This window comes from Rhodoferax ferrireducens T118, from assembly GCF_000013605.1.
GTDB classification, from domain to species: domain Bacteria; phylum Pseudomonadota; class Gammaproteobacteria; order Burkholderiales; family Burkholderiaceae_C; genus Rhodoferax; species Rhodoferax ferrireducens.
In genome coordinates this window covers 3,785,912-3,810,472 of the sequence record NC_007908.1, presented here as the reverse complement: position 1 = coordinate 3,810,472, position 24,561 = coordinate 3,785,912, and the positions used below count along the sequence as shown (strand labels likewise).

Genomic DNA, 24,561 nt, shown 5'->3' with positions numbered 1-24,561 from the left:
ACACGGGGGCTAGCGGTCAAAAAGACTCAAATAATTAGCCGCCACCCTCAGACCGTGATCAAGGAGCTGACCGTATGAAACACGCGATCAAACACATCCACTTTGTCGGTGTCGGCGGTGTTGGCATGTCCGGCATCGCCGAGATCTTGCTCAATCTGGGCTACACCATCTCCGGCTCGGACCTGGCCGACAGCGCCACCTTGCAGCGCCTGGCCAGCTTGGGCATCCAGACCTATGTGGGCCACGAGGCGGCCCATGTGGCGGGCGCCGATGCGGTGGTCACCTCCACCGCCGTGCAGGCCGACAACCCCGAAGTGCTGAGCGCACGCGAGAAACACATTCCGGTGGTGCCGCGCGCCGTGATGCTGGCCGAGCTGATGCGGCTGAAAACCGGCATCGCCATTGCCGGCACCCACGGCAAGACCACCACCACCAGCCTGGTCGCCAGCGTGCTGGCCGAGGCCGGCCTGGACCCGACCTTTGTGATTGGCGGGCGCCTCAACAGTGCCGGCGTCAATGCGCGTTTGGGGCAGGGCGATTACATCGTGGTCGAGGCCGATGAGTCCGACGCCTCGTTCCTGAACCTGTCGCCGGTGATGGCGGTGGTGACCAATATCGACGCCGACCACATGGAGACCTATGGCCATGACTTTGGCCGCCTCAAACAGGCGTTTGTCGATTTTCTGCATCGCATGCCTTTTTACGGCACCGCCATTTTGTGCACCGATGATCCTGCCGTGCGTGACATCGTGCCGCAGGTCACCTGCCCGATCAGCAGCTATGGTTTTGAGGAAGGCGCTGAACTGCGCGCCGTGAATGTGCGCGCGGTGGATGGGCAAATGCATTTCACGGTGCAGCGGCGCAATGGCGTTGTGCTGCCCGACCTGGATGTGGTGCTGAACCTGGCTGGGCGGCACAACGTGCTCAATGCCCTGTCGGCGATTGCGGTGGCGGTGGAGCTCAACATAGCGGACGCAGTGGTGCAAAAAGCCCTGGCTGGCTTCAAAGGCGTCGGGCGGCGTTTCCAGCGTTACGGCGAGGTGAGGGCCCAGGACGGCGGCACGTTCACGCTGATTGACGACTATGGCCATCATCCGGTCGAGATGGCGGCCACGCTGGCGGCGGCGCGCGGGGCTTTTCCGGGTCGGCGTCTGGTGCTGGCGTTCCAGCCGCATCGTTTCACCCGCACGCGCGACTGCTTCGAAGACTTCATCAAAGTGATTGCGCAGGCTGACGCGGTGTTGCTGGCCGAAGTCTACGGCGCCGGCGAAGCGCCGATTGTGGCGGCCGATGGCCGTACGCTGGCGCGGGCGCTGCGTGTGGCGGGTCGCATCGAGCCGGTGTTTGTCGATGACATCGCCGCGATGCCGCAGGCCATTGCGGACAACGCCAGGGATGGCGATGTGGTGCTGTGCATGGGCGCCGGCTCGATCGGCGCCGTGCCGGCCAAGGTGCTTGAGATGCTACAAATTTCAGAGCTAATACCGCAGGGAGGACGTGGGCTATGAGTCAAATTGGCATAAATGACGGCGCGAGCCAGCAGCCCGCCGGGACGACCCTGGGCGGCGTGGCGGCACGCCTGGGCAAGGTGGCGGTGCTGATGGGCGGCGCCTCGGCAGAGCGTGAGGTGTCGCTGATGTCCGGGCAGGGCGTGCTGCAGGCGCTGATTTCGCAAGGGGTTGATGCCCATGCGTTTGACCCAGCCGAGCGCGATCTGGCCGAGCTCAAGGTTGAGGGTTTTTCACATTGTTTTATTGCCTTGCACGGCCGCTTTGGTGAAGACGGCACGGTGCAGGGTGCGCTTGAACTGCTCGGCATCCCGTACACGGGCTCCGGCGTCATGGCCTCCAGCATTGCCATCGACAAGGTCATGACCAAGCGCATCTGGCGCAGCGAGGGACTGCCGACGCCCGAGTGGCGGCAGGTGGACAGTGCAGCGGCCACGAGCGAAGCCTTCGCCGCGCTGGGCAGCCCGATGATTGTGAAGCCCGACCGGGAAGGCTCCACCATCGGCCTGACCAAAGTCACGCAAATAGAGCAGTGCGGTGCAGCCTATGCCCTGGCCGCCCGGCATGACGCCATGGTGCTGTGTGAGCAGTTTGTCAAAGGTGATGAAGTGACGATTCCCCTGCTCGGGTCGGGCGCTGGCGCCCACGCGCTGCCGGTGATCCGCATCGTGGCGCCGGACGGCAACTACGACTACCAGAACAAGTACTTCACCGACACCACGCAATACCTGGTGCCCGCCAACCTGCCGGCAGGCGAAGAAGCCCACATTCAACAACTGGCGCTCAAGGCCTACCAGGTGCTGGGATGCCGGGGCTGGGCCCGCGTTGACGTGATGATCGACGCCCGCACACGCGCGCCCTTTTTGCTGGAAATCAACACCTCGCCCGGCATGACGCCGCACTCACTGGTGCCCATGGCGGCCAAGGCCGCCGGTGTCAGCTACCCGGCGCTGTGCCTGGAGGTGTTGCGCCATGCCACGCTGGACTATGCCGCCGCCGGTGGCGATGCCCAGCAACCCTCCACGGAGCCTGCATGAAAGTCTCGCTGCCCGCGCCGCTGGATGTGAAACTCATGAACCTGACGGCATCCGCTTTGTTCGTGGCCCTGACCTTGCTGCTGGTGAGCGCAGGGGTGCTGTGGGCATCGCGGCTTGAGCTGTTTGCCATTCGGGCCATCGCGGTGACGGGCGAGGTGACGCACAACAATGCGGTGACGCTGCGCGCCAATGTGGTCCCGCGCCTGAGCGGCACTTTCCTGACGCTGGACCTGATGCAGGCGCGAAAGGCTTTTGAGTCGGTGCCCTGGGTACGCCAGGCCGTGGTCCATCGCGACTTTCCCAACCGGCTGCGGGTGCAACTGCTGGAACACCAGGCGGTGGCCTACTGGGGCGCGGAGAGCGAGTCCCGGCTGCTGAATAACTTCGGTGAAGTGTTTGAAGCCAACCTCGGCGAGCTTGAGCAAGACAATCTGCCGCGCTTGAATGGCCCGGACGGTCATTCGGCCCAGGTGTTGGCCATGTACCAGGCCTTGCAGCCGCCTTTTGAATTGATGGACCTGGGTCTGGAACAGCTCGAACTGACCCCGCGCGGGGGCTGGCGCGCGCGCCTGGACACCGGTGCGGTGCTCGAGCTCGGCAGTGGTCTGAGCCCTGAGGTGCTGGCCCGCACGCAGCGTTTCCTGCAAACGCTGACCCAGGTCACGTCGCGTTATGGGCGCAAGCCCGAGGCGCTGGAGACGGCTGACCTGCGGCATCAGGACGGCTATGCCATCCGCCTGCGCGGTGTCAGCACGCTGGCGGTGGCTTTACCCAAGAAATAGCGGCAATACAAGCAACAGGTGAACCTATGGCAAAAGAATACAAAGATCTGGTAGTGGGCTTGGACATTGGCACTGCCAAAGTGATGGTGGTGGTGGCCGAGGTGCTGCCCAATGGCGCGCTCAAACTCGCCGGCCTGGGGGTGGCGCCCAGCAACGGCCTCAAGCGTGGCGTGGTGGTCAATATTGATGCCACGGTGCAAAGCATCCAGCAGGCGCTCAAAGAAGCCGAACTGATGGCCGACTGCAAGATCACCCGCGTCTACACCGGCATCACCGGCAGCCATATCCGCGGCATCAATTCGCATGGCATGGTGGCCATCAAGGACCGCGAAGTCAGCGCCGCTGACGTGGCGCGGGTGGTGGAGACCGCCAAGGCCATCAACATTTCGACCGACCAGCGCCTGCTGCTGGTGGAGCCGCAGGAGTTCATCATCGACGGCCAGGATGTGAAAGAACCGGTTGGCATGAGTGGCATCCGGCTGGAGGCCAAAGTGCACATCGTGACCGGCGCCCAGAGTGCGGCCGAGAACATCATCAAGTGCGTGCGCCGCTGCGGCCTGGAGGTCGAGCAACTGATGCTCAACCCGCTCGCCAGCAGCCTGTCGGTGTTGACCGAAGATGAACGGGAGCTGGGCGTGGCGCTGGTCGATATTGGCGCCGGTACCACCGACATCGCCATCTTTACCAACGGTGCCATTCGCCACACAGCGGTCATTCCGATTGCGGGTGATCTGATCACCAGCGACATTGCGATGGCCTTGCGCACACCGACCAAGGACGCCGAGGAGATCAAGGTCGAGAGCGGCTACGCCAAGCAGCTGCTGGCCGACCCCGAAGCCCAGGTCGAGGTGCCGGGCCTGGGTGACCGCGGCCCGCGCATGCTCAGCCGCCAGGCGCTGGCCGGTGTCATCGAGCCACGGGTGGAAGAGATCTTCTCGCTGGTGCACCAGGTGATGCGCGAGTCGGGCTTTGAGGAAATGCTCTCCAGCGGCATCGTGCTCACCGGGGGCAGCTGCGTCATGCCCGGCATGGTGGAACTCGGCGAAGACATCTTCTTGAAGCCGGTGCGCCGCGGCATTCCCAAATATTCAAGCGCGCTGGCCGACATGGTGGCGCAGCCGCGCGCTGCCACCGTCATGGGCCTGCTCGAAGAAGCGCGCATGGCGCGCCTGCGCGGCTTCAAGGTGGCACAAAAAAATGGCTCCATGAAAAACGCGTTCGGTCAGGTCAAGGACTGGTTTGTGGGGAACTTTTAGCCATGAATACCCAACTCTGGTTGAACCGCGCCAGTCCCCCCGGACGCAAGCGATGGCGATGGCGGCCCTCAGAACCGCGCGTCCGACCCAGCAAGAATTTGAACAGTTTCAGCAGTATCCAACCCATTGAAATCCAAGGAGCAAAAAATGCCTATCGAAATGATTGAAGAACAAGCCTTTAACCTGGGCACCCAGATCAAAGTGATTGGCGTCGGCGGTGGTGGCGGCAACGCGGTCGGCCACATGATTGACTGCGGCGTGCAAGGGGTGGAGTTCATCTGCGCCAACACCGATGCGCAGGCCTTGAGTCGCAGCGATGCGCACAAATGCATCCAGCTCGGCACCACCGGCCTGGGCGCTGGCAGCAAGCCTGACAAAGCGCGTGAAGCCGCAGAAGTGGCGGTTGACGACATTCGGGCCGCCATCGAGGGCGCCAACATGCTGTTTATCACTGCCGGGATGGGCGGCGGCACCGGCACCGGTGCGGCGCCGGTGATTGCGCGTGTGGCGCGTGAAATGGGCATTTTGACGGTCGGCGTGGTTACCAAGCCCTTTGACTTTGAAGGCGGCCGCCGCATGACCAATGCCGACAGCGGCCTGGTCGAGCTCGAAGCCAATGTCGATTCGCTGATCGTGGTGCTGAACGAGAAATTGCTCGACGTACTGGGCGATGACGTGACACAGGACGAGGCCTTTGCCCATGCCAACGATGTGCTGAAAAACGCCGTCGGCGGCATTGCCGAAATCATCAACGTGCCGGGCCTGATGAACGTCGACTTTGAAGACGTGCGCACCGTCATGGGTGAGCCTGGCAAGGCCATGATGGGCACCGCCATAGCCGCCGGGCCGGATCGGGCGCGCATTGCGGCGGAACAGGCCGTGGCCTGCCCGCTGCTCGAAGGCATCGACTTGTCGGGCGCCAAGGGCGTGCTGGTGCTGATCACGGCTGCCAAAGGGTCGCTGAAACTGTCCGAGTCCAAGCTGGCCATGAACACCATCCGTGCCTACGCCTCACCGGACGCCCACGTGATCTACGGCACCGCGTACGACGACGAGCTGGGCGATGAAATCCGCGTCACCGTCGTGGCCACGGGCCTCTCGCGCCAGGGCGTGCGGCGCACCGCGCCGCCGCTGCAGGTACTGCGCACCGGCACCGACAACGTGCCGTTTCAAGTGCCCAGCTTCAATCCGGCCGGCACCAACGGCAATGTCTCCGCCATGATGCCCAACGGTTCGGGCAATGCGGGCCGGGCGCAGCCCGACTACAACGCGATGGCCACGCCCAGCGTTTGGCGCCGGCCGCCGGACCGCACGCAGGCCGCAGCCAAGGTGGACGCGCTGGCCAGCGGCGGCATGGACGACTTCGAGATTCCCGCTTTCCTGCGCAAGCAGGCGGATTGAGGTCTCAAAAAAGGTGCTGGTCGTGCTGGCTTTGATGGGGCCTGCTGCCCCGGTGGGGCAGGCGCAGCAGGACGGGCGATGAAGCCTGTGTTGCGTTGGCTCGGTCTGGTGGTGGCGGCGCTGCTGGCGCTGCAACTCTATTTTGTCGTTCGTATTGCCGCCATGACGCTGGTGGACCCGCAGTCCACCGCCTTTGAGCGCTCACAGGTGTGGCGCCAGTGGCACGACAAAGGCAGTTGGCGCTGGCGTCAGCAGTGGGTGGCTTACCCGCAGATCGCCGACAACCTCAAGCGTGCGGTGATCGCCGCTGAGGACGACAGTTTCATCTACCACGACGGCGTGGACTGGGACGCGCTGGAGAAGGCCTGGCAAAAAAATGCCAAGGCCGAGGCGCAAGCGGCCAAGCAACAGGCCGCCCAAGCCGCCAAAGCGCCAGCGACCCAGAAAAAAGCCGCAGCGCCGACGACAAGCAAGCCGCTGGCTCGGGCCCCCAAAGTCGTCGGTGGCTCCACCATCACGCAACAACTGGCAAAAAATCTGTTCCTGTCGGGTGAGCGCACCCTGCTGCGCAAGGGCCAGGAGTTTGTCCTGGCCATGCTGCTGGAGGCCTTGCTCAGCAAGCAGCGCATTCTGGAGATTTACCTCAACAACGTGGAGTGGGGCGAGGGCGTCTTTGGCGCCGAGGCCGCAGCGCAGCACTACTTTCGCAAACCGGCGTCCAAATTGAGCGCCTATGAAGCCGCGCGCCTGGCCGTGATGCTGCCGCGCCCCAAGTATTTTGAAAAATTGCCCAACTCCAGCTACATCGCCGGGCGTGCCAACGTGATTGTCAACCGCCTGAACAACGCTGAACTGCCCTGATGCCGTTGCACCCTGCAGGCCAGCTTGATTTCCCTCGCGACGGCAAGACAAAAGCATTTTTGGTGTTCTGTCTGGCGCTGGTGGTGCAGAGCTGCATGATTGCCCAACACCTGGCCGCGCGCCCATTGGTCGCGATTAAACAGTGTAGAAAACAAGAACTCCTGACGGTGCCCCTGACTGTTACTTGAACACGGATCAAAATATCCCTACACTACTTATGGTCTTGTGTCGATTTAGGATCTTTTTATCAACTTAAGGGTTTCATCATGGTAACTTCGAATTTCAAGGTGCTTGCAGTAACCGGTGCGATTGCCAGCCTGTTTTTGGCTGGCTGCGGTGGCGGTGGTGGTTCGAGCGCCCCCATCGTTACTCCGGCGCTGCTCTCCGGCACCGTCGCTGGCGGCGCCGCTGTGATCGGTACCGTCATCGTGACCGACAGCAAAGGTGCCACTAAAAGCGGCAATATCGAAGCCAATGGCCACTACTCGATCGACGTCAATGGCATGACCGGCCCCTTTGTGTTGAAGGCGGCGGGTACGGTGGGCAATACCAGCGTTACCTACTATTCCGCGGCCACCGTTGCGGATGTGGGCGGCACGGTCAATGTCACACCTTTTACTAACCTGATTGTGTCGAACATTGCCGCCCAGATGGCCGAGAACTATTTCAAGGACGGCGCCCATTCTGACCAGATTGGCTCCTTGATTACGCCTGCCAACCTGGTCGCCGCCGAAACTGCGCTGCAGGCCAAGCTGCAGCCGGTACTCACGGCCCTGGGCGTGGGCGACAGCATTGACCTGTTGCGAACTACGTTCGCGGCTGATCACTCCGGCATGGATGCCGTTTTGGACCTGGTCAAGGTCGAGGTCGATACGACCACCAATATCGCCACACTCAAGAATGCCATGACGCTGGCCGTCATGGCGACAGACAATGCCGCGGATAAGAACGACACGACACCGGTAAGCAACACGACCGGGATCACCCCGACGGCAGCGACGGATTTGCAGGCGGTCGTTGCCAAGCTCAATGGTTTCGCCGCCTTGTTTGCCACCGGCCTGCCCACCCGTGCAGCAATGGAGGCAAGTGGTGTGTTCGACATCTCCAGCAACTTCATGATGGGTGGCCAAACTTTTGCCCAGTTTGCAGACGAACTGTCTACCCAGTCAAAAGCGGTCGGTTTGAAATTCAGCAATGTGGCCATTGAGCTTGATGCGGCGGGTACCTCTGGCATGTTGACGGCCGACATCAGCTCCAATTCCGCTGATTTCGGCGAAAAAATTCAGCTGAAGATGGTCAAGGTGAATAACGTCTGGCAAGTACAAGGCGACGGCATGATCGCTAATGTCTCGATCTATGCCCAAGCCAGCCGCAATGAATGGATTACTTTACCGTCAGCGATGCAGCCATCGGGTTCCAACGGTCAATCCATGCAAAGCGGAATCAATATCTGGATAGATCCATTCGCCTACAACAGCACACCGGGCCACACAGCAGTTGTTTCGGCACTGGTCACCGGACCGGGTCTGGGCAACGGCATCACCATGGTCCAAGATGTCAAAAATACGTGGCTGAAGCTGTCCAACTCCATGTACAGCGACAATCTGGTGCCTGAATGTGCGGCAACCGTTACAACCCAGTGTGTCAACATTGCGCAAGCAGTCGATAACAGCGAATACACCATTGTTCTGAAGGATGGCAGCGGCAACGCCCTCAATGGAACGGGTTACAAGTTGCATCTGCCCAAACAGCCCTACGCCACCAGCGCGCTCACAGCCGCGATGTTCCCGAGCATCGCATCCATCACGATTGATGGAAGCCCACTCACCCCAAGCACGGTCATCGCCAACAAGAGCGTCGCCATAGGCTGGACAATGCCAACAGGTCTTCAGTCCAAGGATATAAATGTTTGGGCGAATACAACAACCGGCGATACCTACGTGCGGGTTGAGAAAAGCCTCTCGCCTACGGCCACCAGTGCCTTGATTGGCTTGGGTAGCCCAATGGCAACCGGAACGGTTAGCAGCGCAGGGGTCTGGCTCCAGGGGATAGATGCCTTTGGTCGCCGTTTTGGTCTGTCCAAGTCAGTGCAGAGCCAATAAGAGTCGCCGACTCAGTAGCTTGAGGTGATCTGCGCCCCGCCAGGCAGTTGTGCTTGCGGGGCGTTTTCAATGGACTCTGCGGGCGAATTCAAGCTTTGAGCAAATGACATGATCGGCCAAGAAACAACGCCTCGTTCTCATATGGATTCGCCGTGACCATGCGCGTTCGTTTGATGACATGGCCTAGCAACGTTTTGTGCCGAATTAGGCTATAGCCCCCGTCAAATAAGCACAAGCAGCTACTAAATTAGTATCAACAAAAAATGAGAATCCTCGGCATTGACCCCGGCTTGCGCACCACCGGCTTTGGTGTGATTGACGTCGCGGGCGCTGACCTGACCTACGTTGCCAGCGGCACCATCAGCACCCTGCATCTGGACAAAGGCCAGCTGCCGGCGCGGCTCAAGGTGCTGTTTGATGGCATCCGCGAGGTGGTGGCGCGCTACCAGCCTGAGTGCGCCTCGGTCGAGATCGTATTTGTCAACGTCAACCCGCAATCCACCTTGCTGTTGGGGCAAGCGCGTGGCGCCTGCATCACGGCGCTGGTCTCTGGCGATTTGCCGGTGGCTGAATACACCGCGCTGCAAATGAAACAGGCGGTGGTGGGCTATGGCCGCGCCGACAAAAGCCAGGTTCAGGAGATGGTGCGTCGCTTGCTGGCCCTGCCGGGTCTGCCGGGCCCGGACGCCGCCGACGCGCTGGGGCTGGCCATTACGCACGCCCATGCGGCCAAGGCCCTGGCCCGGCTGGCGCAAGCCGATGGTGTGATGGGCGCGGGCAGCGGCAAGTACAAGGCCGGGCGCAGTCGCTGATCTTGATATATATTTGGGGCGCGGCAGGCCTTGTGATTTCCATCGTGACCTGCCGTCTTCGTTTCTGAGGCATTTTCCTCTGACCTGTTTCATCCCGCTCGTTTTCGACTGGGGCTTGAATTCCCCTGGTGGGGCTTTGTTTAAGGTTGACTATTTGTGAGTCCCAAAGAATTTCCAAAGTTGGCCGACGCTGAATCGGCATTGGCCGTGCTGCAGGCTGAATCTTCGTTTGCAGCGGTGCCGGTTCCCAAATATCTGCAGGAAACCTATTGGTGGGCTTATGTGCATCCGAACGCTGTGCGCGTGTTTGAGCGCCAGTGGCTGGTGAACCTGATTTTGTGGGGCAACTTTGCCCGTCTGCGCGACGCGGCCCTGCATGAGCTGGGCAGCGTGATCGACGGCAAGGTCTTGCAGGTGGCCTGCGTCTATGGCAACTTCACCGAGTATCTGGTCAAGCGCCTGGGCCCGAACGGTCACCTGGACGTGATTGATGTGGCGCCGGTACAGATCACCAATCTGCACACCAAGCTCAAAGACAGCCGCCAGGTCACGGTGCAGCGGCAGGACTCCACCGACATGCAGTTTGAAGACGCCAGCCGTGACGCCGTGGTGGTGTTTTTTCTGCTGCACGAGCAACCGGTCGAGGCGCGGCATAAAACCATCGCCGAGGCCCTGCGCGTGACCAAACCCGGTGGCAAGCTTGTTTTTGTGGACTACCACCGTCCCGTTGCGGTCAATCCGTTTCGCTACATCATGGTGCCGATTCTGACCACGCTGGAACCGTTTGCGATGGATATGTGGCGCGGCGAAATCACCGACTGGCTACCCGCTGACATCCCGGTGGCCAAGGTCGAAAAGCAGACCTTTTTTGGCGGCCTGTACCAAAAAGTGGTGGTCACGCGCTGAAGGGCCGCGCGGCTGCACTGGCCGCCGCCCCTTGCTGCAAGCGCTTTGGCGGCTTAGGCCAGCCGCTCCAGTATCAGCACGGCAAAAAAGCCAAAGCCGGTCAGCAGCACCCATTTGAGGATCAGCAAGCCGTAGCGTTTGAAGCGTGGCTCACCCGTGGCCGCATAGAACGCAAACGACACCACGGCGCCCAGCAGCAGCAAGAGGATGAGCCAGCGCATCAGCAGCATGGTGGGGCCTTGCCTTACCAGGCCGGTGCCAGTTGCGCAAAGCCGCGAGGCGCGCGCTCGGCATCTTCAAAAGTGACCACTTCCCAGGCATCGGTGCGCCTGAGCAACTCGCGCAGCAGCAGGTTGTTGAGGGCGTGGCCGGAACGCCGCGCGCTGTAGTTCGCCAGCAAGGGCTTGCCCAGCAGATAGAGGTCGCCCATGGCATCCAGGATTTTGTGCTTGACGAACTCGTCGTCGTAGCGCAAGCCCTCGGCGTTGAGGATCTTGTAGTCGTCCATCACGATGGCATTGTCCAGGCCGCCGCCCAGCGCCAGACCCTTGGCGCGCATCATTTCCACGTCTTTGGTAAAACCAAACGTGCGGGCACGGGCGATGTCCTTGGCATACGAGCCGCTGCTCATGTCAAACACCACGCGCTGGCCGGTGGCGTCCACCGCCGGGTGGTCAAAGTCAATCTCAAAACTGAGCTGGTAGCCATGGTAGGGCGCCAGGCGGGCCCATTTTTCAGTCGCGCCGCTGCCCTCGCGCACCTCCACCGTCTGGGTCAGCCGGACAAAACGCCGTGGTGCGTTTTGCATCACGATGCCAGCGCTTTGCAGCAGAAACACAAAGGAGGCGGCCGAGCCGTCCAGGATCGGCACTTCTTCGGCCGTGATGTCAACATACAGGTTGTCAACGCTCAAGCCGGCGCAGGCCGACATCAAATGCTCGACCGTGTGCACCTTGACGTTGCCACTGGCAATGGTGGACGCCATGGTAGTGTCAGAGACAGCGGTGGCCGAGACGGCAATCTCCACCACTTGCGGCAGATCCACCCGGCGGAACACGATGCCGGTATCGGGCGGCGCGGGCCGCAGGGTGATTTCGACGCGCTGGCCGCTGTGCAGGCCCACGCCAACGGCGTGAGTCAGGGATTTGAGGGTTCGTTGTTGCAGCACGGGCTGATTTTACCAAGGCATCCCTGTTTCAGGGCTGCATGACGGCGCGCAATTCGGCCAGTACCTGCTGCGCGGGCGGGCGCACACCACGCCAGATCAAAAAGGACTCGGCCGCCTGCCGCACCAGCATGCCCAGGCCGTCGCGTGGCAGCGCGCCGTGTTCACGCGCCCAGGTCATGAAGCCTTGTGCGGCAGGGCCATACATCATGTCGTAGGCCAGGCCACCGGGCCTCAATGTGCTGCCCGCCACCGGCACACCGGCGCCGCTCAGGCTACTCATCGTGGCGTTGATGACCACATCAAAACTGCCCTGCAGTCCGCGCAGATCATGCGTTAGTAGCTCTGTTTCTTGTAGCGTTGCCAGTGCCGCATGGCGCTCAACCAGGGCAGTGGCTTTCGGGAGCGTGCGGTTGGCCACGGTGATGCTGGCCGGTCGCGCCAGGATCAGGGGCCCGAGCACGCCCGCGGCAGCACCGCCGGCGCCGATCAGCAGCAGGCGTCTGCCCTGCAGGTCAAACCCGGCGCCTTGCTGGATGTCGTCGACCAGTCCGGCGCCATCGGTGTTGTCCGCCAGGATCTGGCCCGGCTGGAACGTCAGGGTATTGGACGCCTGCGCCAGGCTGGCCCGCTCGCTGGTGTGGGTTGCCAGCGCGGCGGCTTCAAATTTGAACGGTACGGTGATGTTGCAGCCGCGTCCGCCCTCTTGGATGAAGGTTTGCACCGCCAGCGCAAAGTCGTCCAGTTCAATGTGACGCCTGCCATAGTGCATGGCCTGCCCGGTCAGTTCGGCAAAGCGGGCATGAATCCAGGGTGAGCGGCTGTGGGCCACCGGATTGCCCATGACGCAATAAAGATCGAGAGACATGGTTGAGCTGTTTGGCCTGTGAGTTGATTTAACCGGCATTCATTGGGATGTGAGCCGGGTTTCCAGTGTCTCGTCGCGCGTGAACTTGAAGGCCGAGATCACCACGATCTGGTCGGCCCGGCGACGCATGGCGGCGGAAAAGGCGCCAAACGGCGCCGCACTGCGGGTAATGGCCTCAGCGCGCCGGTCCAGGGTCCGGTTGCCCGAGCTTTGCTCGATCCGGGTGGTCAGAATCTGCCCGTCAAAATTAACGGTAACCGACATGACCAGCTCGCCATACAGCTTCTTGCCCGCCAGCTCGGGGAAGTTCTGTGTGCCCTTGTCTTCGATGGCGCGGCGCAGGTGGTCGTAGTAGATGGCGTACACCGCCTCCCGGGTGGCCGGGCTGATGTAGCGCTTTTTGGGGCGGGCGTTTTCCTGGTTGATGCGCCGCTCAATCTCGGCCAGCAGTCTGATCAGCTGGCGGCGTTTCTGTTCGCGCTCGGCGCGCTCGGGCGACGCGCTGGCCTGGCGCGGGTCGGCGGGCGGCAGCGCCGCCAGCATGCTTTTCACCTGAGCCAGCAACAGCGTTTGTTGTTCCTGCATGTTTTGCAGTTGGCGCTGCGTTTGATCCTCGGTGTCGTCGCCCGTTTCCGAGATCAGCGCGGGCGGCAGCGGGCTGGTGGCGCGGCCGCGCTCGGCGTCGCCGCCACCGGCCATGTTGGCCTGGGCAATGGCGCGTGCCTTGTCGGGGCGCTCCTGGGTGCGCGCATTGACCAGAATGACTTCCAGCGGGGTGTCTTCAAACACGCGGTTGAAGGCCTGCGGATCCACAAAGCGCACCGTCAAGAGCGCGGCGTGCACGGCAATCGAGGCGCCGAGCGCCAACTGCAGCGGGCTGAGGGATGACAGCTTCACGGGGCAGGGTTGTCGGCGGCGGCCTGGGCCGGGTTGCTGCCATTTTCAAGGCTGTCGGCGGCGGGCTCGCTCATGTCAACGGCAATGGCAATCGGGCCGGCGACCGTGAGATCGTCTTCTTCGTCGGCCTCGATCTCGGCCTCGGTCTCAAGCGGCAGGTCAAGCCGCTCGATCACGGTGCCATGCACGTCCAGCGACACCTCGTCAATGTCTCCGAGTTTGACCCGCACCCGGGCCCCGCGTGGCAAGCCTTGCGCACCCATCACCGGCAGCACCAGCGGCAGGTGGTCGGCGCGCACCAGGTTGTCCTTGAACAGCGTGGCTTCAATTTCGACAATGCCTTGCTGCTGCACGTATTTGAGCGTCCAGAAGCGCTCCATCGCACCCTGAAAGCTGTTGTAGGCAAAGTAGGCGGCATCAAAGCCGGAAATGATCGAAAACAGCTCGGCGTCTTTGGGCTTGAAGGGCGCGGCCAAGGCGGCGGTTTTACCGTGGCGGGCGCAGGCAATGATTTGCCACTGGTTGACCAGGTCGACGTAACGGCGCAGCGGCGAGCTGCTCCAGGCATAGCTTTTGACACCCAGGCCGGCATGGGGCAAGGAGCGGGTGCCCATGCGCACCTTGACGCCCGGCAACATCGAGGCCTGACTGCGGTAAATGCCGGGCACCCCCAGCTCCGCCATCCAGCTGCCCCAGGTGCTGTTGGCCAGAATCATGGCCTCGGAGACAATCAGGTCCAGCGGCGCGCCGCGCTGGCGGGTGCTGATCTGCACCTGCTCGGTGCCCTGCGGCTCGGCCCCGTCATTGCCCACCAGCTTGAAGTTGTAATCGGGCCGGTTGAAGTTCTCCGGTTTGCCCCGCACCACTTCGCGTTTGGCTTTCAGGTCATTCGCCAAGCGGTATAAAAATGAGAGCTGCTCACGCTTATGCTGTAAGGGCTGGGGGTCCATTTCATGCATAAAGCCGGGGTCTTCCAGCCATTCGGTGGTGACGATGGCGTCCAGCTGGTCATGGCGCAGATTGGCACCGATGTGCACCCGCTCCAGTTGCGTCTCGGTACTCTTGATCTCCAGCGTGGCTTCGTCCAGCGTCACATACAGCGACACCGCCGGGCAGTCGCGTCCCTCCATCAAGGTGTAGTTTTGCACCACCTCGTCGGGCAGCATGGTGATCTTGTAGCCCGGCATGTAGACGGTGGACAGGCGGTTGCGGCCCAATTGGTCAATCGCACTGCCGGGTTGAAACGCCAGCCCGGGCGCCGCAATGTGGATGCCCAGCCGCACGGTGCCGGTGCCCAGGCCCTGCACCGAGAGCGCGTCGTCAATTTCGGTGGTGGCCGAGTCGTCAACTGAAAATGCCCGCGCTGGTGACAGGGGCAACTCGTCCTTGATCAGTGGCGCATCGATCTTGGCAAAGCCCACGCCCCTGGGGAAGTTCTCCAGCAGGAAGCGCTTCCAGTGAAACTGGTACGGTGAATCGATGGCACCGGCTTTGATCAGCAACTCCAGCGGCCCCAGATGCGTGGCGCGCGAGGCTTCCACCACCGCCTTGTACTCGGGCGCGTTTTTGTCGGGCTTGAACAGGATTTTGTAAAGCTGGTCGCGGATCGGCTGCGGGCAACTGCCCTGGCTCAGCTCGGCGACCCACTGCTCGGTTTGCTGCGCGATCAGTTTCTTTTTCTCGATCGCGGCCAGGGCCAGCGCGATGATGTCGGCCGGGGCCTTGCGAAAACGCCCCTTGCCCGCGCGGCGAAAGTAATGCGGCGCCTCAAACAGGCGCACCAGCATGCCGGCCTGTTCGCTTAAGGTGGCGTGCAGTGAAAAATAGTCGCGCGCCAGGTCGGCAAAACCAAATTCTTCTTCCGGCGCAAACTCCCAGGCCAGCTCCAGCTCGATCGTCTGGCTGAGCGCCTGCGCCTCCAGCACAAACTGCGCTGGCGTTGGTTTCTCAAATTTAAGCAAAAAGTTGGCGGCCTTCACCTTGACCCGTTTGCCGCTGTCCAATTCCACCTGCGCAGACGTCTCCGCTTCAGACAGCACCCGACCGGCCATAAATTTTCCGGCTTCTTCAAAGAGTAAAAACATGGGCGTGATTGTCACAGCAAATCATGAAAGGGCTGGCGGCTCGTCCAGCGGCAGCCACCAAAGTCACGCGCGTCGGGGGTGACGATTCTGCCGGACAATCGCTACCACAACCACCTAACAGCCCTTTTTCCACATGAGCACGTATTCAATACTCCTTGTCTGCACTGACAACCTGTGCCGCAGCCCAACGGCTGAGGAAGTCCTGCGCCAGAAGGCGATCCAGCATGGGCTGACTGATCAGGTGAGGGTGGCTTCGGCAGCAACCCATGACTTCAACACCGGAGAGCCGGTCGATTTTCATGCACAGAAACACGCGATGCGCCGGGGTTATGACCTCTCCGGTCTCAGAGCACGGCTATTGCATGCGGATGACTTTGAACGATTTGATCTGATTCTTGCGATGGAAGAGAGCAATCTGCTGCTGCTGCGCCTGAGCTGCCCGCAAAAATACCATGACAAGCTTCACTACTTCACGCAATATTGCAGCGACCCAGCCAGCCAGGATGTGCCTGATCCGTTCTACGGCCAGCCGCAGGACTTTGAGCATGTGCTCGACGTCATTGAGGATGGTTGCGAAGGTGTTCTCATCGCGGTGAATGAAGAGATCGATCATGACGATTGAATCCAAAGCCGTCATCGCCATCTTTTAACGCCGGCTACGGTGCTGTTTTCACCCACGAGGGAACGCACGAACTCGATGCAGCCATCATGGACGGAGCGACCTTGCGCGCCGGTGCCGTGGCATGTGTGAGCCGGGTGCGCCGGCCCCTGCGTGCCGCCCGTGCCGTCATGGAGCGCAGTGAGCATGTGCTGTTGGTGGCAGCCGGTGCTGAAGCTTTTGCACAAGCCTGCGGCCTGGAGTTGGTTGACCCCGCGTTTTTCTCTACCGACGCGCGACGCACACAACTGCAACACGCACTCTCCACGGACAAAAGCATGATGGATCATGACGGTGCCGCCCTGGTGTTTCGTGCCTCAAACACGTTGGCAGCGCCACTGCTTGAGAGCAGCAAGCTGGGCACCGTTGGCGCGGTTGCGCTTGATCGTCATGGCAACCTGGCCGCTGCAACGTCAACCGGCGGCATGACCAACAAGCGTTGCGGTCGAGTCGGAGATTCGCCCCTGATCGGCGCTGGCACGTATGCCGACAACCGCACAGCCGCCATTTCTTGCACCGGCACTGGTGAGGTGTTCATCCGTGGCGTTGTGGCTTATGACATTTGCGCCCGTATGGCCTATGGGGGCCAAACGCTTGATGTTGCGGCGCACGAAGTGGTCATGAAAACCCTGGCCGCCCTTGGCGGTAGAGGTGGTTTGATCGCAGTTGATGCCCAGGGCCACCTGAGCTTTCCGTTCAATACGGAAGGCATGTACCGCGGCCATGCCCGCCTTGGAGAAGCGCCGCAGACCGCTATTTTTGCTGAAGGTCGTGCCCGAATCAAATGATCAACTGCAGTCACTCGAAGACGTGTTGGTCAGTTATTACCGCGCAGCGATGAGTGTTCGGCGAATGCTTTTAAAGATCTGATCTGAGCCATTGCCGACGTTGGTTTTTGGAAGGCATCGGATAGCAGTGCGGCGTAAGCGGGTACTCGTAAAACCAAGCTGTCGATCCGGTCCCGACCAGGAGCGGTCATTTGTTCAAACCATCAGCCAAGAAGTACGTTCTTCAGTGGAAACGTCTTGAGGGATAAGCTACTTCCATCCGCGTTTGTCGCCTTCTCCGCTCGTGCCACTGCATCTGCCGCTGCCAGCACCGCCTGAGCCGCGGTCCGTGCCGCTTCCTGTGCCACTGCCTGTGCAGCCGCGTGTGCGGACGCCTGCGCTGCTGCCTGTGCCGCTATTTGTAGAGCCTGTGCCGCTTCCTTTTCCACTGTCTGTGCCGCTGCCTGTGCCGCCTGTGCCGTTGCCTGTGCCACTATCAGTGCCGCCTGTGCTGTTGCCTGTGCCACTATCAGTGCCGCCTGTGCCGCTGCCTGTTTCGCTGTCAGTGCTTCCTGTGCCGTTACCTGTGATGCTGCCAGTACCGCTTGTGCCGTTACCTGTGATGCTGCCAGTACCGCCTGTGCCGTTACCTGCGACGCTGTCAGCGCAGCCTGTGCCGCTTTCTGTGACGCTGTCAGTGCCTTATCCGCATGCCCCAATATCGCTGCGGCATCCCTGTCCGCCGCTGCGCGTCTCAGCGCATCCTGCGTTGCCTGCCACGCATCATGTGCCGCCTTTAGTGCCGCATGTGCCTTCTCAAGGCTTGTTCCCTTGTTGTTACCAGGCCTATCAATGTTCACTTTTTCTCCTTTGTTGCTATCACGACTATTAGCAGTGTCAACGTTTTCTCGTAAGAACTGCAACCACTGAATGAAGTTGCTCCCGGTTGACCATACCGCTCAGCCGCTCCATTATGCGGCGCTCAATAGCTGCGCCGCGTGCCAACGTGTGTCATAACTTTGGGCTCGACTTAACGCACACATTGATTATTAAGAACAGACGTTTGAACGTCCGCCTCTGGCACTGACCTGACGTACCGATCGTTTCGGCGCGCACCCGGCTTCCAGTCTGTGACCGTCGCAGACACCAGACAGCCGCACTCGGGTATTGGGCTTGCTGTCATCGGCTCTCGTGAAAATTCAGGGCTGGCGATATTCCCTATGGATGGTCAACGGCCGTCACGCAGCGTGGCTGCATCGCCGCTGCGCAACATGCCCTTGCTTTCAATGAACGCCATCACCTCCTGCACGCCGCTCAGGGTTTTCAGGTTGGTCATGACAAAGGGCTTGAGACCCTTGACCGTGGTGCGCATACGCGTCGTGTCCGCCGCCATGACGTCCAGGCTGGCGCCCACATAAGGGGCCAGGTCGGTCTTGTTGATGACGAACAGGTCGCTCTTGGTGATGCCGGGGCCGCCCTTGCGCGGGATTTTTTCACCGGCGGCCACGTCGATCACATAGATCGTCAGGTCGGACAGCTCGGGGCTGAAAGTGGCGGCCAGGTTGTCGCCGCCGCTTTCGATGAACACGATGTCGGCATCGGGAAAGTCCACCAGCATGCGGTCGATGGCCTCCAGGTTGATGGAGGCATCTTCGCGGATGGCGGTGTGCGGGCAGCCGCCGGTTTCCACGCCCATGATGCGATCGGCAGGCAAGGCGCCGCTCTCGGTCAGCAGGCGCTGGTCTTCCTTGGTGTAGATGTCGTTGGTGATGGCGACCAGGTCGTAGCGCTCGCGCATGCCTTTGCACAGCATCTCCAGCAAGGTGGTTTTGCCGGAGCCGACCGGGCCGCCGATGCCCACGCGCAAGGGCGGCAGGATTTTTGTGCGGTTTTTGATGTGGTGCAATGGGGTGTTCATGACGTGTTTTGCTATTGATTAAGGAGTTCTCTACGCAGGCTGCATAAGGGCTAGGACCTGAAAAGCCGTGAATACTGCACCTCATGCCGGGCACTCAGAATAGCCAGCATGGGAGAAAAAGCCTGGCGCGCGTCGTCCGGCAGGGTGAGCGCGTGATCAACGGCGCACGGGATTTGCGCTGCCAGCGCCTGCAGAATGCGCTGCCCCGCGCTCTGGCCCAGCGGCACCGATTTGATGGCGGCTTGCACCATGTTCTCGGCCCAGCCAAAGGCATAGGCCAGCAGGCAATCGCGCAACGGGGCCTGGGTGGCGCTGGCTGCAAGCGCAAAAGCCAGCGGATACGTGGGCTGCAAATTCGCCAGCAGCTCGATTTGCTCCGCTGTGGCGGTGGTGTGGTTGCGCAGCCATTCCAGCAAGGATCGGCCCATTTGCTCGGTTTGTGCCCGCAGCTCATTACTTTCACGGGTTTGCAGTACCCAGGCGTTGAGTTGAGAAATTCGCGCGGTGTCGCCGCACTGCCAGGCGGGCATGGACTGGGCCAGCACCGCAAGGTCCGAGCGCGTCAGACTCAGGTCAAGCTGATCGAGCAGCCATTCGGACGCTTCTTCTTCTGTAGCAACTCGGGCAGTATCCACGGCGGCTTCAAGCCCTTCTGAGTAGGAGAATCCGCCGATAGGCAGTGCCGGTGACGCCAGCCACATGAGCTGCAGCAGACTGGTGGCGTTCATGGCTCAATGCGCGTGCTGGCAGCCGGGGCCATGCACGTGTTCAGGCTCGCCGTCGTGGTCATGCGCGTGCCCACCCGTGGCGTAGGCGCCGTTCTCAGGCTCGAATGGCTCGTTGACAGCCAGCACCGTCAGGTGCATGGCGCGCAGCATGTCGGCCAGCACATGGTCGGGCTCGATTTTGAGGTGGTCGGGCTTGAGCTCAATCGGCACATGGCGATTGCCCAGGTGGTAGGCGGCGCGCGTCAGGTCAAACGCGGTGCCGTGGCTGCTACAGGGTGTGATGCGCAGCACAGGCTGCGGCGCAGCGTCGACCTTGACCAGCGAGCCATCTTCAGCGACCAGCACGTCGCCGCCGCGCACCACCGTGCCGCGGGGCAAAAACACGCCAAGCTGTCGACCGGCCGAGTCGGTGGCTTCAAAGCGGCTTTTTTGCCGCACGTCCCAGTCAAGTTCCATCGTGCTTGCTCGCCTGAGCAGAACCGGTGCCAGGCCTTGGCCTTGGGGGATGAGTTTGGAGATGGTGAGCATGTCAGATTTGTAGCGCTTGTTGTCGAAGGTGAAAGCTGATAATATAACAACTGTTATAACTTCAAGGCTTGATCATGACAACGCTTAAACTTTCCCAAATTGGTAATTCGGTTGGCGTGATCTTGCCCAAAGAACTTTTGGCGCGCTTGCATCTTGAAAAAGGTGATGTTGTATTTATGACAGACACCGTCAATGGCTTCACTATCTCGCCCTATGACCCCACTTTTGATGAGCAAATGACGCAGGCGCGAAGCATTATGAAAAAGCGTCGCGCTGTATTGCATGAGTTGGCCAAATGAGTGCGCGGCGGCAAAACTGGGTGTGGATTGAAAGTGCCCTGATTCACGCTGTTCACGACGAACAGTTGGCTGAACACGGTGGTGGCACTGGCGTGCGAGACCACAATCTGCTTGAATCTGCGCTGGCACGGCCGCAACAACTCGCACACTATGGCTCACCCGACGAGGCCGACCTGGCTGCCAGCTACGGTTACGGTATTTCACGCAATCATTCCTTTGTCGACGGCAACAAGCGCACGGGCTTTGTGGCGTTAGAGTTATTTTTGGCACTCAATGGCTACGACCTGACCGCAACAGATGCCGATTGCGTCTTGATCATGCTGTCGGTTGCCGCAGGCGACATCGAAGAAGCGGCGTTTGCCCAGTGGATTCGTCAGCATGTGCAAGCCCGCTAAGCGCTACAACAGCGCCTTGGTCATAAACAGGCTGTACGGGTCCAGCACATAGTTGGCAAACGGGCCACATTCCACAAAACCTTCACTCATATACAGCTTTTGTGCTGCGGCGAAAGGCGCGTGAGGACCGGTCTCCAGGCTGATGCGCTGGATGCCTTTGACCCGCGCGGCGGACTCGATATGCCGCAGGATGACTCGCGCGACACCTTTGCGCACATGGGCGCTGGCCGTGCGCATGGACTTGAGTTCGGCATGGTCGGCGCTGAGTTGCTTGAGGGCACCGCAACCCAGCAGCTCGTGGTTGTCCCACGCCGTCCAGAACGTGATGGACGGATGGCGCAGCGCTTCGAGGTCAAGCGCATGCACACTTTCCGGCGGCGAGTGCTCATACATGGCATTCAGATGCGTTTGCAGCAAGGCCTGGATGGCGCTGCCTTGTAGATCATCGATGCGAATGTCCATGATATTTAGAACAAAAAGTAGCGCTGCGTCATCGGCAAACTCACCGCCGGCTCGCAGGTGAGCAACTCGCCGTCGGCGCGCACGCTGTAGGTCTGGGCATCGATCTCCATCTTGGGCAGGTAGTGGTTATGCACCATGTGCTCTTTGCGAATGCCCCGGATGTTTTTGACGGCGCTTAAAGTCTTGCTCAGCCCATAGCGCGCGCCAATACCGGCGTTCAACCCGGCTTGCGATACAAAGGTGAGCGAGCCGCGCGCCAAGGCGCCGCCAAACGCGCCAAACATGGGCCGGTAATGCACCGGTTGCGGCGTCGGGATGCTGGCATTGGGGTCGCCCATGGCCGCCATGGCGATTGAGCCGCCTTTGACAATCAAGGACGGTTTGACGCCAAAGAAGGCGGGCCTCCAGACCACCAGATCGGCCCATTTGCCAAGCTCGATGGAGCCCACTTCATGCGCCATGCCGTGCGTCAGTGCCGGGTTGATCGTGTACTTGGCCAGGTAGCGCTTGACCCGGTAGTTGTCGTTGCGCTGCAATTTTTCCACCGGCTCGCTGCGCTCAGGCGGCGGTGCCAGCCAGCCGCGCTGCGCCTTCATCTTGTGCGCGGTCTGCCAGGTACGGATGATGACCTCACCGACGCGGCCCATGGCCTGGCTGTCGCTGCTCATGATGCTGATGGCGCCCAGGTCGTGCAGGATGTCTTCGGCGGCGATGGTTTCCTTGCGGATGCGGCTCTCGGCAAAGGCCAGGTCTTCGGCTATGGCGGCGTCCAGGTGGTGGCAGACCATCAGCATGTCCACGTGTTCATCCAGCGTGTTGACGGTGTACGGCCGTGTCGGGTTGGTGGAAGACGGCAGCACGTTGGGCTCGCCCACCAGTTTCATGATGTCAGGCGCGTGGCCGCCGCCAGCCCCTTCGGTGTGAAAGGTGTGGATGCTGCGACCTTTGAAAGCGGCCAGTGTGTCTTCCACAAAGCCCGATTCGTTGAGCGTGTCGGTGTGGATCGCCACCTGTGTGTCGGTGAGTTCGGCCACGTTCAGGCAGTTGTCGATCGCCGCTGGCGTGGTGCCCCAGTCTTCGTGTAATTTGAGGCCCAAGGCGCCCGCGTTGATTTGCTCGTGCAGCGCGGCAGGCAGGCTGGCGTTGCCCTTGCCCATGAAGCCCAGGTTCATGGCAAACGCATCAGCGGCCTGCAGCATGCGCTCAATGTGCCACGAGCCGGGTGTGCAGGTGGTGGCAAAGGTGCCGGTGGCCGGGCCCGTGCCGCCGCCGGTCATGGTGGTGATTCCGCTACTCAAAGCCTCTTCAATCAGTTGCGGGCAAATGAAGTGGATGTGGCTGTCAAAACCACCGGCGGTGACGATGCTGCCTTCGCAGCTGATGACTTCGGTGCCCGGGCCGATGATGATGTCCACGCCCGGCTGGGTGTCTGGGTTGCCGGCTTTGCCGATGGCCACGATGCGGCTGTCTTTGAGGCCAATGTCGGCCTTGACAATGCCCCAGTGGTCAATGATCAGGGCATTTGTCATGACGGTATCAACCGCGCCCTCGGCCCGGCTGCGCTGCGACTGCGCCATGCCATCGCGGATGGTTTTGCCGCCGCCAAACTTGACTTCTTCGCCGTAGCCGCCCGCGCGCAGGGTGTAGTCGTCTTCGACTTCAATGATCAGGTTGGTGTCGGCCAGGCGCACCCGGTCGCCCACCGTGGGGCCAAACATTTCAGCGTAAGCGCGCCGTCCGATGGTTGCCATATTCAAAATTCCTTGGGGTGGGTCTTACTGCGGGTGGTGGATGCCGACAGGTGACGAGGGAGAAGTGGAATGCCCCGGGTGCAAGAGGTCACGCAGCGAGCCCAGGGCCAGGGCCAGCATGGCCACAGCACAGAGACGGTAAGTGAAGCGGGCCCACTGCGCACCAGCGCGGCGAAACACGCGGTCCACTGCAGCGGCACAGACAAAGCACCACAGCAGCGAGGACAGCATGAAACCCGCAAAAAACACACCGTAATCCGTCGTGCTGGGATCACTGACACCCACTGCGCCCATGGCACCACCAATGGCTGCCCAGTAGGCCAGGTTGTGCGGGTTGGCGAGCGACAGGGCCATGCCCTTGCGCAGGGCCGGCGACTCCGCTGGGGCGTGACCGGGGTTTATGCTGTACTCCACGGCCGCTGCGCGCCAGCTGTCCCACGAGAGGTAGAGCAGGTACACCGCGCCAGCAAAACCCAGTGGCAGGCGCAGCATGTCGATTTGCATGACCAGACCAATGCCGGCCAGGCCCAACATGGCCCAGGTGGCATCACCCACCAGAGAGCCGAGCTGGATCTGCAGAGCCGGACGAAAGCCCCCGCGTACACCTTGGCGCACGGTTTCGGCAAACACGGCACCGGGCGCGGCATTAAACACCAGGCCCAGTACAAAGGCGGAGAAAAACAGGGTCAGCATGGCGCGGTCGAGTTACAACGCGCCCTGCGTCAGGCCGCGAAAGCCGTAGACGATGCGGTCACCCGCGTAGTCCACCAGCTCCACCGTGCGCTGCTGGCCGGGCTCAAGGCGCACCGCCGAGCCGGACGCAATGTTCAGCCGCATGCCTTTGGCGGCAGCCCGGTCAAAGCCGAGCGCGCCATTGGTTTCGGCAAAGTGGTAGTGCGAACCCACTTGAATGGGGCGGTCAGACGCATTCACCACCGCCAGCGTGTGGGCGCGTCTGCCGGGGTTGAGCACATGCTCGGGGCCGTCGGTAAAGAGTTCGCCAGGAATCATGGGAGCCTCGTGGAAGTCAGACGATGGGCTGATGCACGGTGACCAGCTTGGTGCCGTCCGGAAAAGTGGCTTCGACCTGGATGTCGGGAATCATCTCGGCAATGCCGTCCATCACATCAAAGCGGGTCAGGATGGTGCGGCCGAAGCTCATCAATTCGGCCACGGTTTTGCCATCGCGCGCACCTTCCATCACGGCGGCGCTGATCAGGGCCACGGCCTCGGGATAGTTGAGCTTGAGGCCACGCGCCTTGCGACGCTCCGCCAGCAAACCAGCGGTAAATAGCAGCAGCTTGTCTTTTTCACGAGGGGTAAGTTCCATTTCGTTTCACTCAATCCTTTGATTAGCTAGCTCGTGCGGCCGCAAA

The 24,561-nt window shown here is 61.3% G+C and carries 27 protein-coding genes and 1 pseudogene; 14 read left to right on the top strand and 14 right to left on the bottom strand.

Annotation, left to right across the window (positions count from 1 at the left end; all coding sequences use genetic code 11):
• Nucleotides 1-74 precede the first annotated feature (74 nt).
• The 10 genes from murC to rquA all read left to right on the top strand — a co-directional run bounded on the left by murC (nt 75) and on the right by rquA (nt 10,665).
• Nucleotides 75-1,508, top strand: a complete 1,434-nt coding sequence (gene murC / locus RFER_RS17335) for a UDP-N-acetylmuramate--L-alanine ligase (RefSeq protein ID WP_011465696.1) — start codon at nt 75-77, stop codon at nt 1,506-1,508.
• Nucleotides 1,505-2,545: a D-alanine--D-alanine ligase gene (locus tag RFER_RS17330; RefSeq protein WP_011465695.1), complete on the top strand. Its 1,041-nt coding sequence runs from the start codon at nt 1,505-1,507 to the stop codon at nt 2,543-2,545. The genes murC and RFER_RS17330 overlap by 4 nt, the downstream gene beginning before the upstream one ends.
• Nucleotides 2,542-3,327, top strand: coding sequence for a cell division protein FtsQ/DivIB (locus RFER_RS17325; protein ID WP_011465694.1), 786 nt, complete (start codon nt 2,542-2,544; stop codon nt 3,325-3,327). Before RFER_RS17330 ends, RFER_RS17325 begins: the two co-directional genes overlap by 4 nt.
• A gap of 26 nt (nt 3,328-3,353) precedes the next feature.
• Nucleotides 3,354-4,583 (top strand): cell division protein FtsA, encoded by a 1,230-nt coding sequence (ftsA, locus tag RFER_RS17320; RefSeq protein WP_011465693.1) that lies wholly within the window; start codon nt 3,354-3,356, stop codon nt 4,581-4,583.
• A 147-nt stretch (nt 4,584-4,730) separates the two neighbouring features.
• The gene (gene ftsZ / locus RFER_RS17315) at nt 4,731-5,984 is read left to right on the top strand and encodes a cell division protein FtsZ (protein ID WP_011465692.1); all 1,254 of its coding nucleotides are present in this window, start codon (nt 4,731-4,733) and stop codon (nt 5,982-5,984) included.
• Nucleotides 5,985-6,062: 78 nt separating this feature from the next.
• Nucleotides 6,063-6,845 carry a transglycosylase domain-containing protein gene (locus RFER_RS17310; RefSeq protein WP_011465691.1) on the top strand — a complete coding sequence of 261 codons (783 nt, stop codon included), beginning with the start codon at nt 6,063-6,065 and terminating at the stop codon, nt 6,843-6,845.
• Nucleotides 6,845-7,033: a hypothetical protein gene (locus RFER_RS17305; protein ID WP_041790919.1), complete on the top strand. Its 189-nt coding sequence runs from the start codon at nt 6,845-6,847 to the stop codon at nt 7,031-7,033. The genes RFER_RS17310 and RFER_RS17305 overlap by 1 nt, the downstream gene beginning before the upstream one ends.
• A gap of 78 nt (nt 7,034-7,111) precedes the next feature.
• Nucleotides 7,112-8,947, top strand: a complete 1,836-nt coding sequence (locus RFER_RS17300; RefSeq protein WP_011465690.1) for a hypothetical protein — start codon at nt 7,112-7,114, stop codon at nt 8,945-8,947.
• A gap of 263 nt (nt 8,948-9,210) precedes the next feature.
• Complete coding sequence (gene ruvC / locus RFER_RS17295) at nt 9,211-9,759, top strand: crossover junction endodeoxyribonuclease RuvC (protein ID WP_011465689.1); 549 nt, start codon at nt 9,211-9,213, stop codon at nt 9,757-9,759.
• Between the two features lie 156 nt (nt 9,760-9,915).
• Nucleotides 9,916-10,665: a rhodoquinone biosynthesis methyltransferase RquA gene (rquA, locus tag RFER_RS17290; protein ID WP_011465688.1), complete on the top strand. Its 750-nt coding sequence runs from the start codon at nt 9,916-9,918 to the stop codon at nt 10,663-10,665.
• A 53-nt stretch (nt 10,666-10,718) separates the two neighbouring features.
• Here rquA and RFER_RS24210 read toward each other — a convergent pair whose 3' ends face one another.
• From RFER_RS24210 to RFER_RS17270, 5 genes are read right to left on the bottom strand one after another with little or no spacing between them, the layout of a single operon-like run.
• The gene (locus tag RFER_RS24210) at nt 10,719-10,895 is read right to left on the bottom strand and encodes a hypothetical protein (protein ID WP_011465687.1); all 177 of its coding nucleotides are present in this window, start codon (nt 10,893-10,895) and stop codon (nt 10,719-10,721) included.
• 14 nt (nt 10,896-10,909) lie between these two features.
• A complete protein-coding gene (gene lpxC / locus RFER_RS17285) occupies nt 10,910-11,833 on the bottom strand; it encodes a UDP-3-O-acyl-N-acetylglucosamine deacetylase (protein WP_011465686.1) in 924 nt (307 codons plus the stop codon).
• 28 nt (nt 11,834-11,861) lie between these two features.
• Nucleotides 11,862-12,698: a shikimate dehydrogenase gene (gene aroE, locus RFER_RS17280; RefSeq protein ID WP_011465685.1), complete on the bottom strand. Its 837-nt coding sequence runs from the start codon at nt 12,696-12,698 to the stop codon at nt 11,862-11,864.
• A 39-nt stretch (nt 12,699-12,737) separates the two neighbouring features.
• Entirely contained in the window at nt 12,738-13,595 is an 858-nt protein-coding gene (locus RFER_RS17275) for an energy transducer TonB (RefSeq protein ID WP_011465684.1), read from the bottom strand.
• The gene (locus RFER_RS17270) at nt 13,592-15,679 is read right to left on the bottom strand and encodes a ribonuclease catalytic domain-containing protein (RefSeq protein WP_011465683.1); all 2,088 of its coding nucleotides are present in this window, start codon (nt 15,677-15,679) and stop codon (nt 13,592-13,594) included. Before RFER_RS17270 ends, RFER_RS17275 begins: the two co-directional genes overlap by 4 nt.
• A 133-nt stretch (nt 15,680-15,812) precedes the next feature.
• Here RFER_RS17270 and RFER_RS17265 point away from each other — a divergent pair, with 133 nt between their 5' ends.
• On the top strand, nt 15,813-16,301 hold the full coding sequence (locus tag RFER_RS17265; protein WP_011465682.1) for a low molecular weight protein-tyrosine-phosphatase: 489 nt from the start codon (nt 15,813-15,815) through the stop codon (nt 16,299-16,301).
• A complete protein-coding gene (locus RFER_RS17260; protein ID WP_011465681.1) occupies nt 16,298-17,125 on the top strand; it encodes an isoaspartyl peptidase/L-asparaginase family protein in 828 nt (275 codons plus the stop codon). The genes RFER_RS17265 and RFER_RS17260 overlap by 4 nt, the downstream gene beginning before the upstream one ends.
• A gap of 203 nt (nt 17,126-17,328) precedes the next feature.
• Here the strand turns inward: RFER_RS17260 and RFER_RS17255 are convergent, their stop codons facing one another.
• From RFER_RS17255 to ureE, 4 genes and pseudogenes are all read right to left on the bottom strand, one after another.
• Complete coding sequence (locus RFER_RS17255) at nt 17,329-17,964, bottom strand: hypothetical protein (protein ID WP_166485751.1); 636 nt, start codon at nt 17,962-17,964, stop codon at nt 17,329-17,331.
• 368 nt (nt 17,965-18,332) lie between these two features.
• A complete protein-coding gene (gene ureG / locus RFER_RS17250) occupies nt 18,333-19,022 on the bottom strand; it encodes an urease accessory protein UreG (protein WP_011465680.1) in 690 nt (229 codons plus the stop codon).
• Nucleotides 19,023-19,072: 50 nt separating this feature from the next.
• Nucleotides 19,073-19,750, bottom strand: a complete 678-nt coding sequence (locus tag RFER_RS17245) for an urease accessory protein UreF (RefSeq protein ID WP_011465679.1) — start codon at nt 19,748-19,750, stop codon at nt 19,073-19,075.
• A 6-nt stretch (nt 19,751-19,756) separates the two neighbouring features.
• Nucleotides 19,757-20,278, bottom strand: a pseudogene (gene ureE / locus RFER_RS17240) (urease accessory protein UreE); the annotation flags it as partial.
• A gap of 74 nt (nt 20,279-20,352) precedes the next feature.
• Between ureE and RFER_RS17235 the strand changes: the two are divergent.
• Together RFER_RS17235 and RFER_RS17230 are read left to right on the top strand one after the other, a co-directional pair.
• Nucleotides 20,353-20,577, top strand: a complete 225-nt coding sequence (locus RFER_RS17235) for an AbrB/MazE/SpoVT family DNA-binding domain-containing protein (protein ID WP_011465677.1) — start codon at nt 20,353-20,355, stop codon at nt 20,575-20,577.
• Nucleotides 20,574-20,972, top strand: coding sequence for a type II toxin-antitoxin system death-on-curing family toxin (locus RFER_RS17230; protein ID WP_011465676.1), 399 nt, complete (start codon nt 20,574-20,576; stop codon nt 20,970-20,972). The genes RFER_RS17235 and RFER_RS17230 overlap by 4 nt, the downstream gene beginning before the upstream one ends.
• 3 nt (nt 20,973-20,975) lie before the next feature.
• On the opposite strand, the gene RFER_RS17225 is transcribed toward RFER_RS17230, so the two are convergent.
• From RFER_RS17225 to ureA, 5 genes are read right to left on the bottom strand one after another with little or no spacing between them, the layout of a single operon-like run.
• Nucleotides 20,976-21,434 carry a GNAT family N-acetyltransferase gene (locus tag RFER_RS17225; RefSeq protein WP_011465675.1) on the bottom strand — a complete coding sequence of 153 codons (459 nt, stop codon included), beginning with the start codon at nt 21,432-21,434 and terminating at the stop codon, nt 20,976-20,978.
• A 5-nt stretch (nt 21,435-21,439) separates the two neighbouring features.
• Nucleotides 21,440-23,185, bottom strand: coding sequence for an urease subunit alpha (ureC, locus tag RFER_RS17220; protein WP_011465674.1), 1,746 nt, complete (start codon nt 23,183-23,185; stop codon nt 21,440-21,442).
• A gap of 24 nt (nt 23,186-23,209) precedes the next feature.
• On the bottom strand, nt 23,210-23,878 hold the full coding sequence (locus RFER_RS17215) for a LysE family translocator (RefSeq protein WP_011465673.1): 669 nt from the start codon (nt 23,876-23,878) through the stop codon (nt 23,210-23,212).
• Between the two features lie 12 nt (nt 23,879-23,890).
• Nucleotides 23,891-24,196, bottom strand: a complete 306-nt coding sequence (locus tag RFER_RS17210; protein WP_011465672.1) for an urease subunit beta — start codon at nt 24,194-24,196, stop codon at nt 23,891-23,893.
• A gap of 16 nt (nt 24,197-24,212) precedes the next feature.
• Complete coding sequence (gene ureA, locus RFER_RS17205) at nt 24,213-24,515, bottom strand: urease subunit gamma (protein ID WP_011465671.1); 303 nt, start codon at nt 24,513-24,515, stop codon at nt 24,213-24,215.
• Nucleotides 24,516-24,561: the final 46 nt, after the last annotated feature.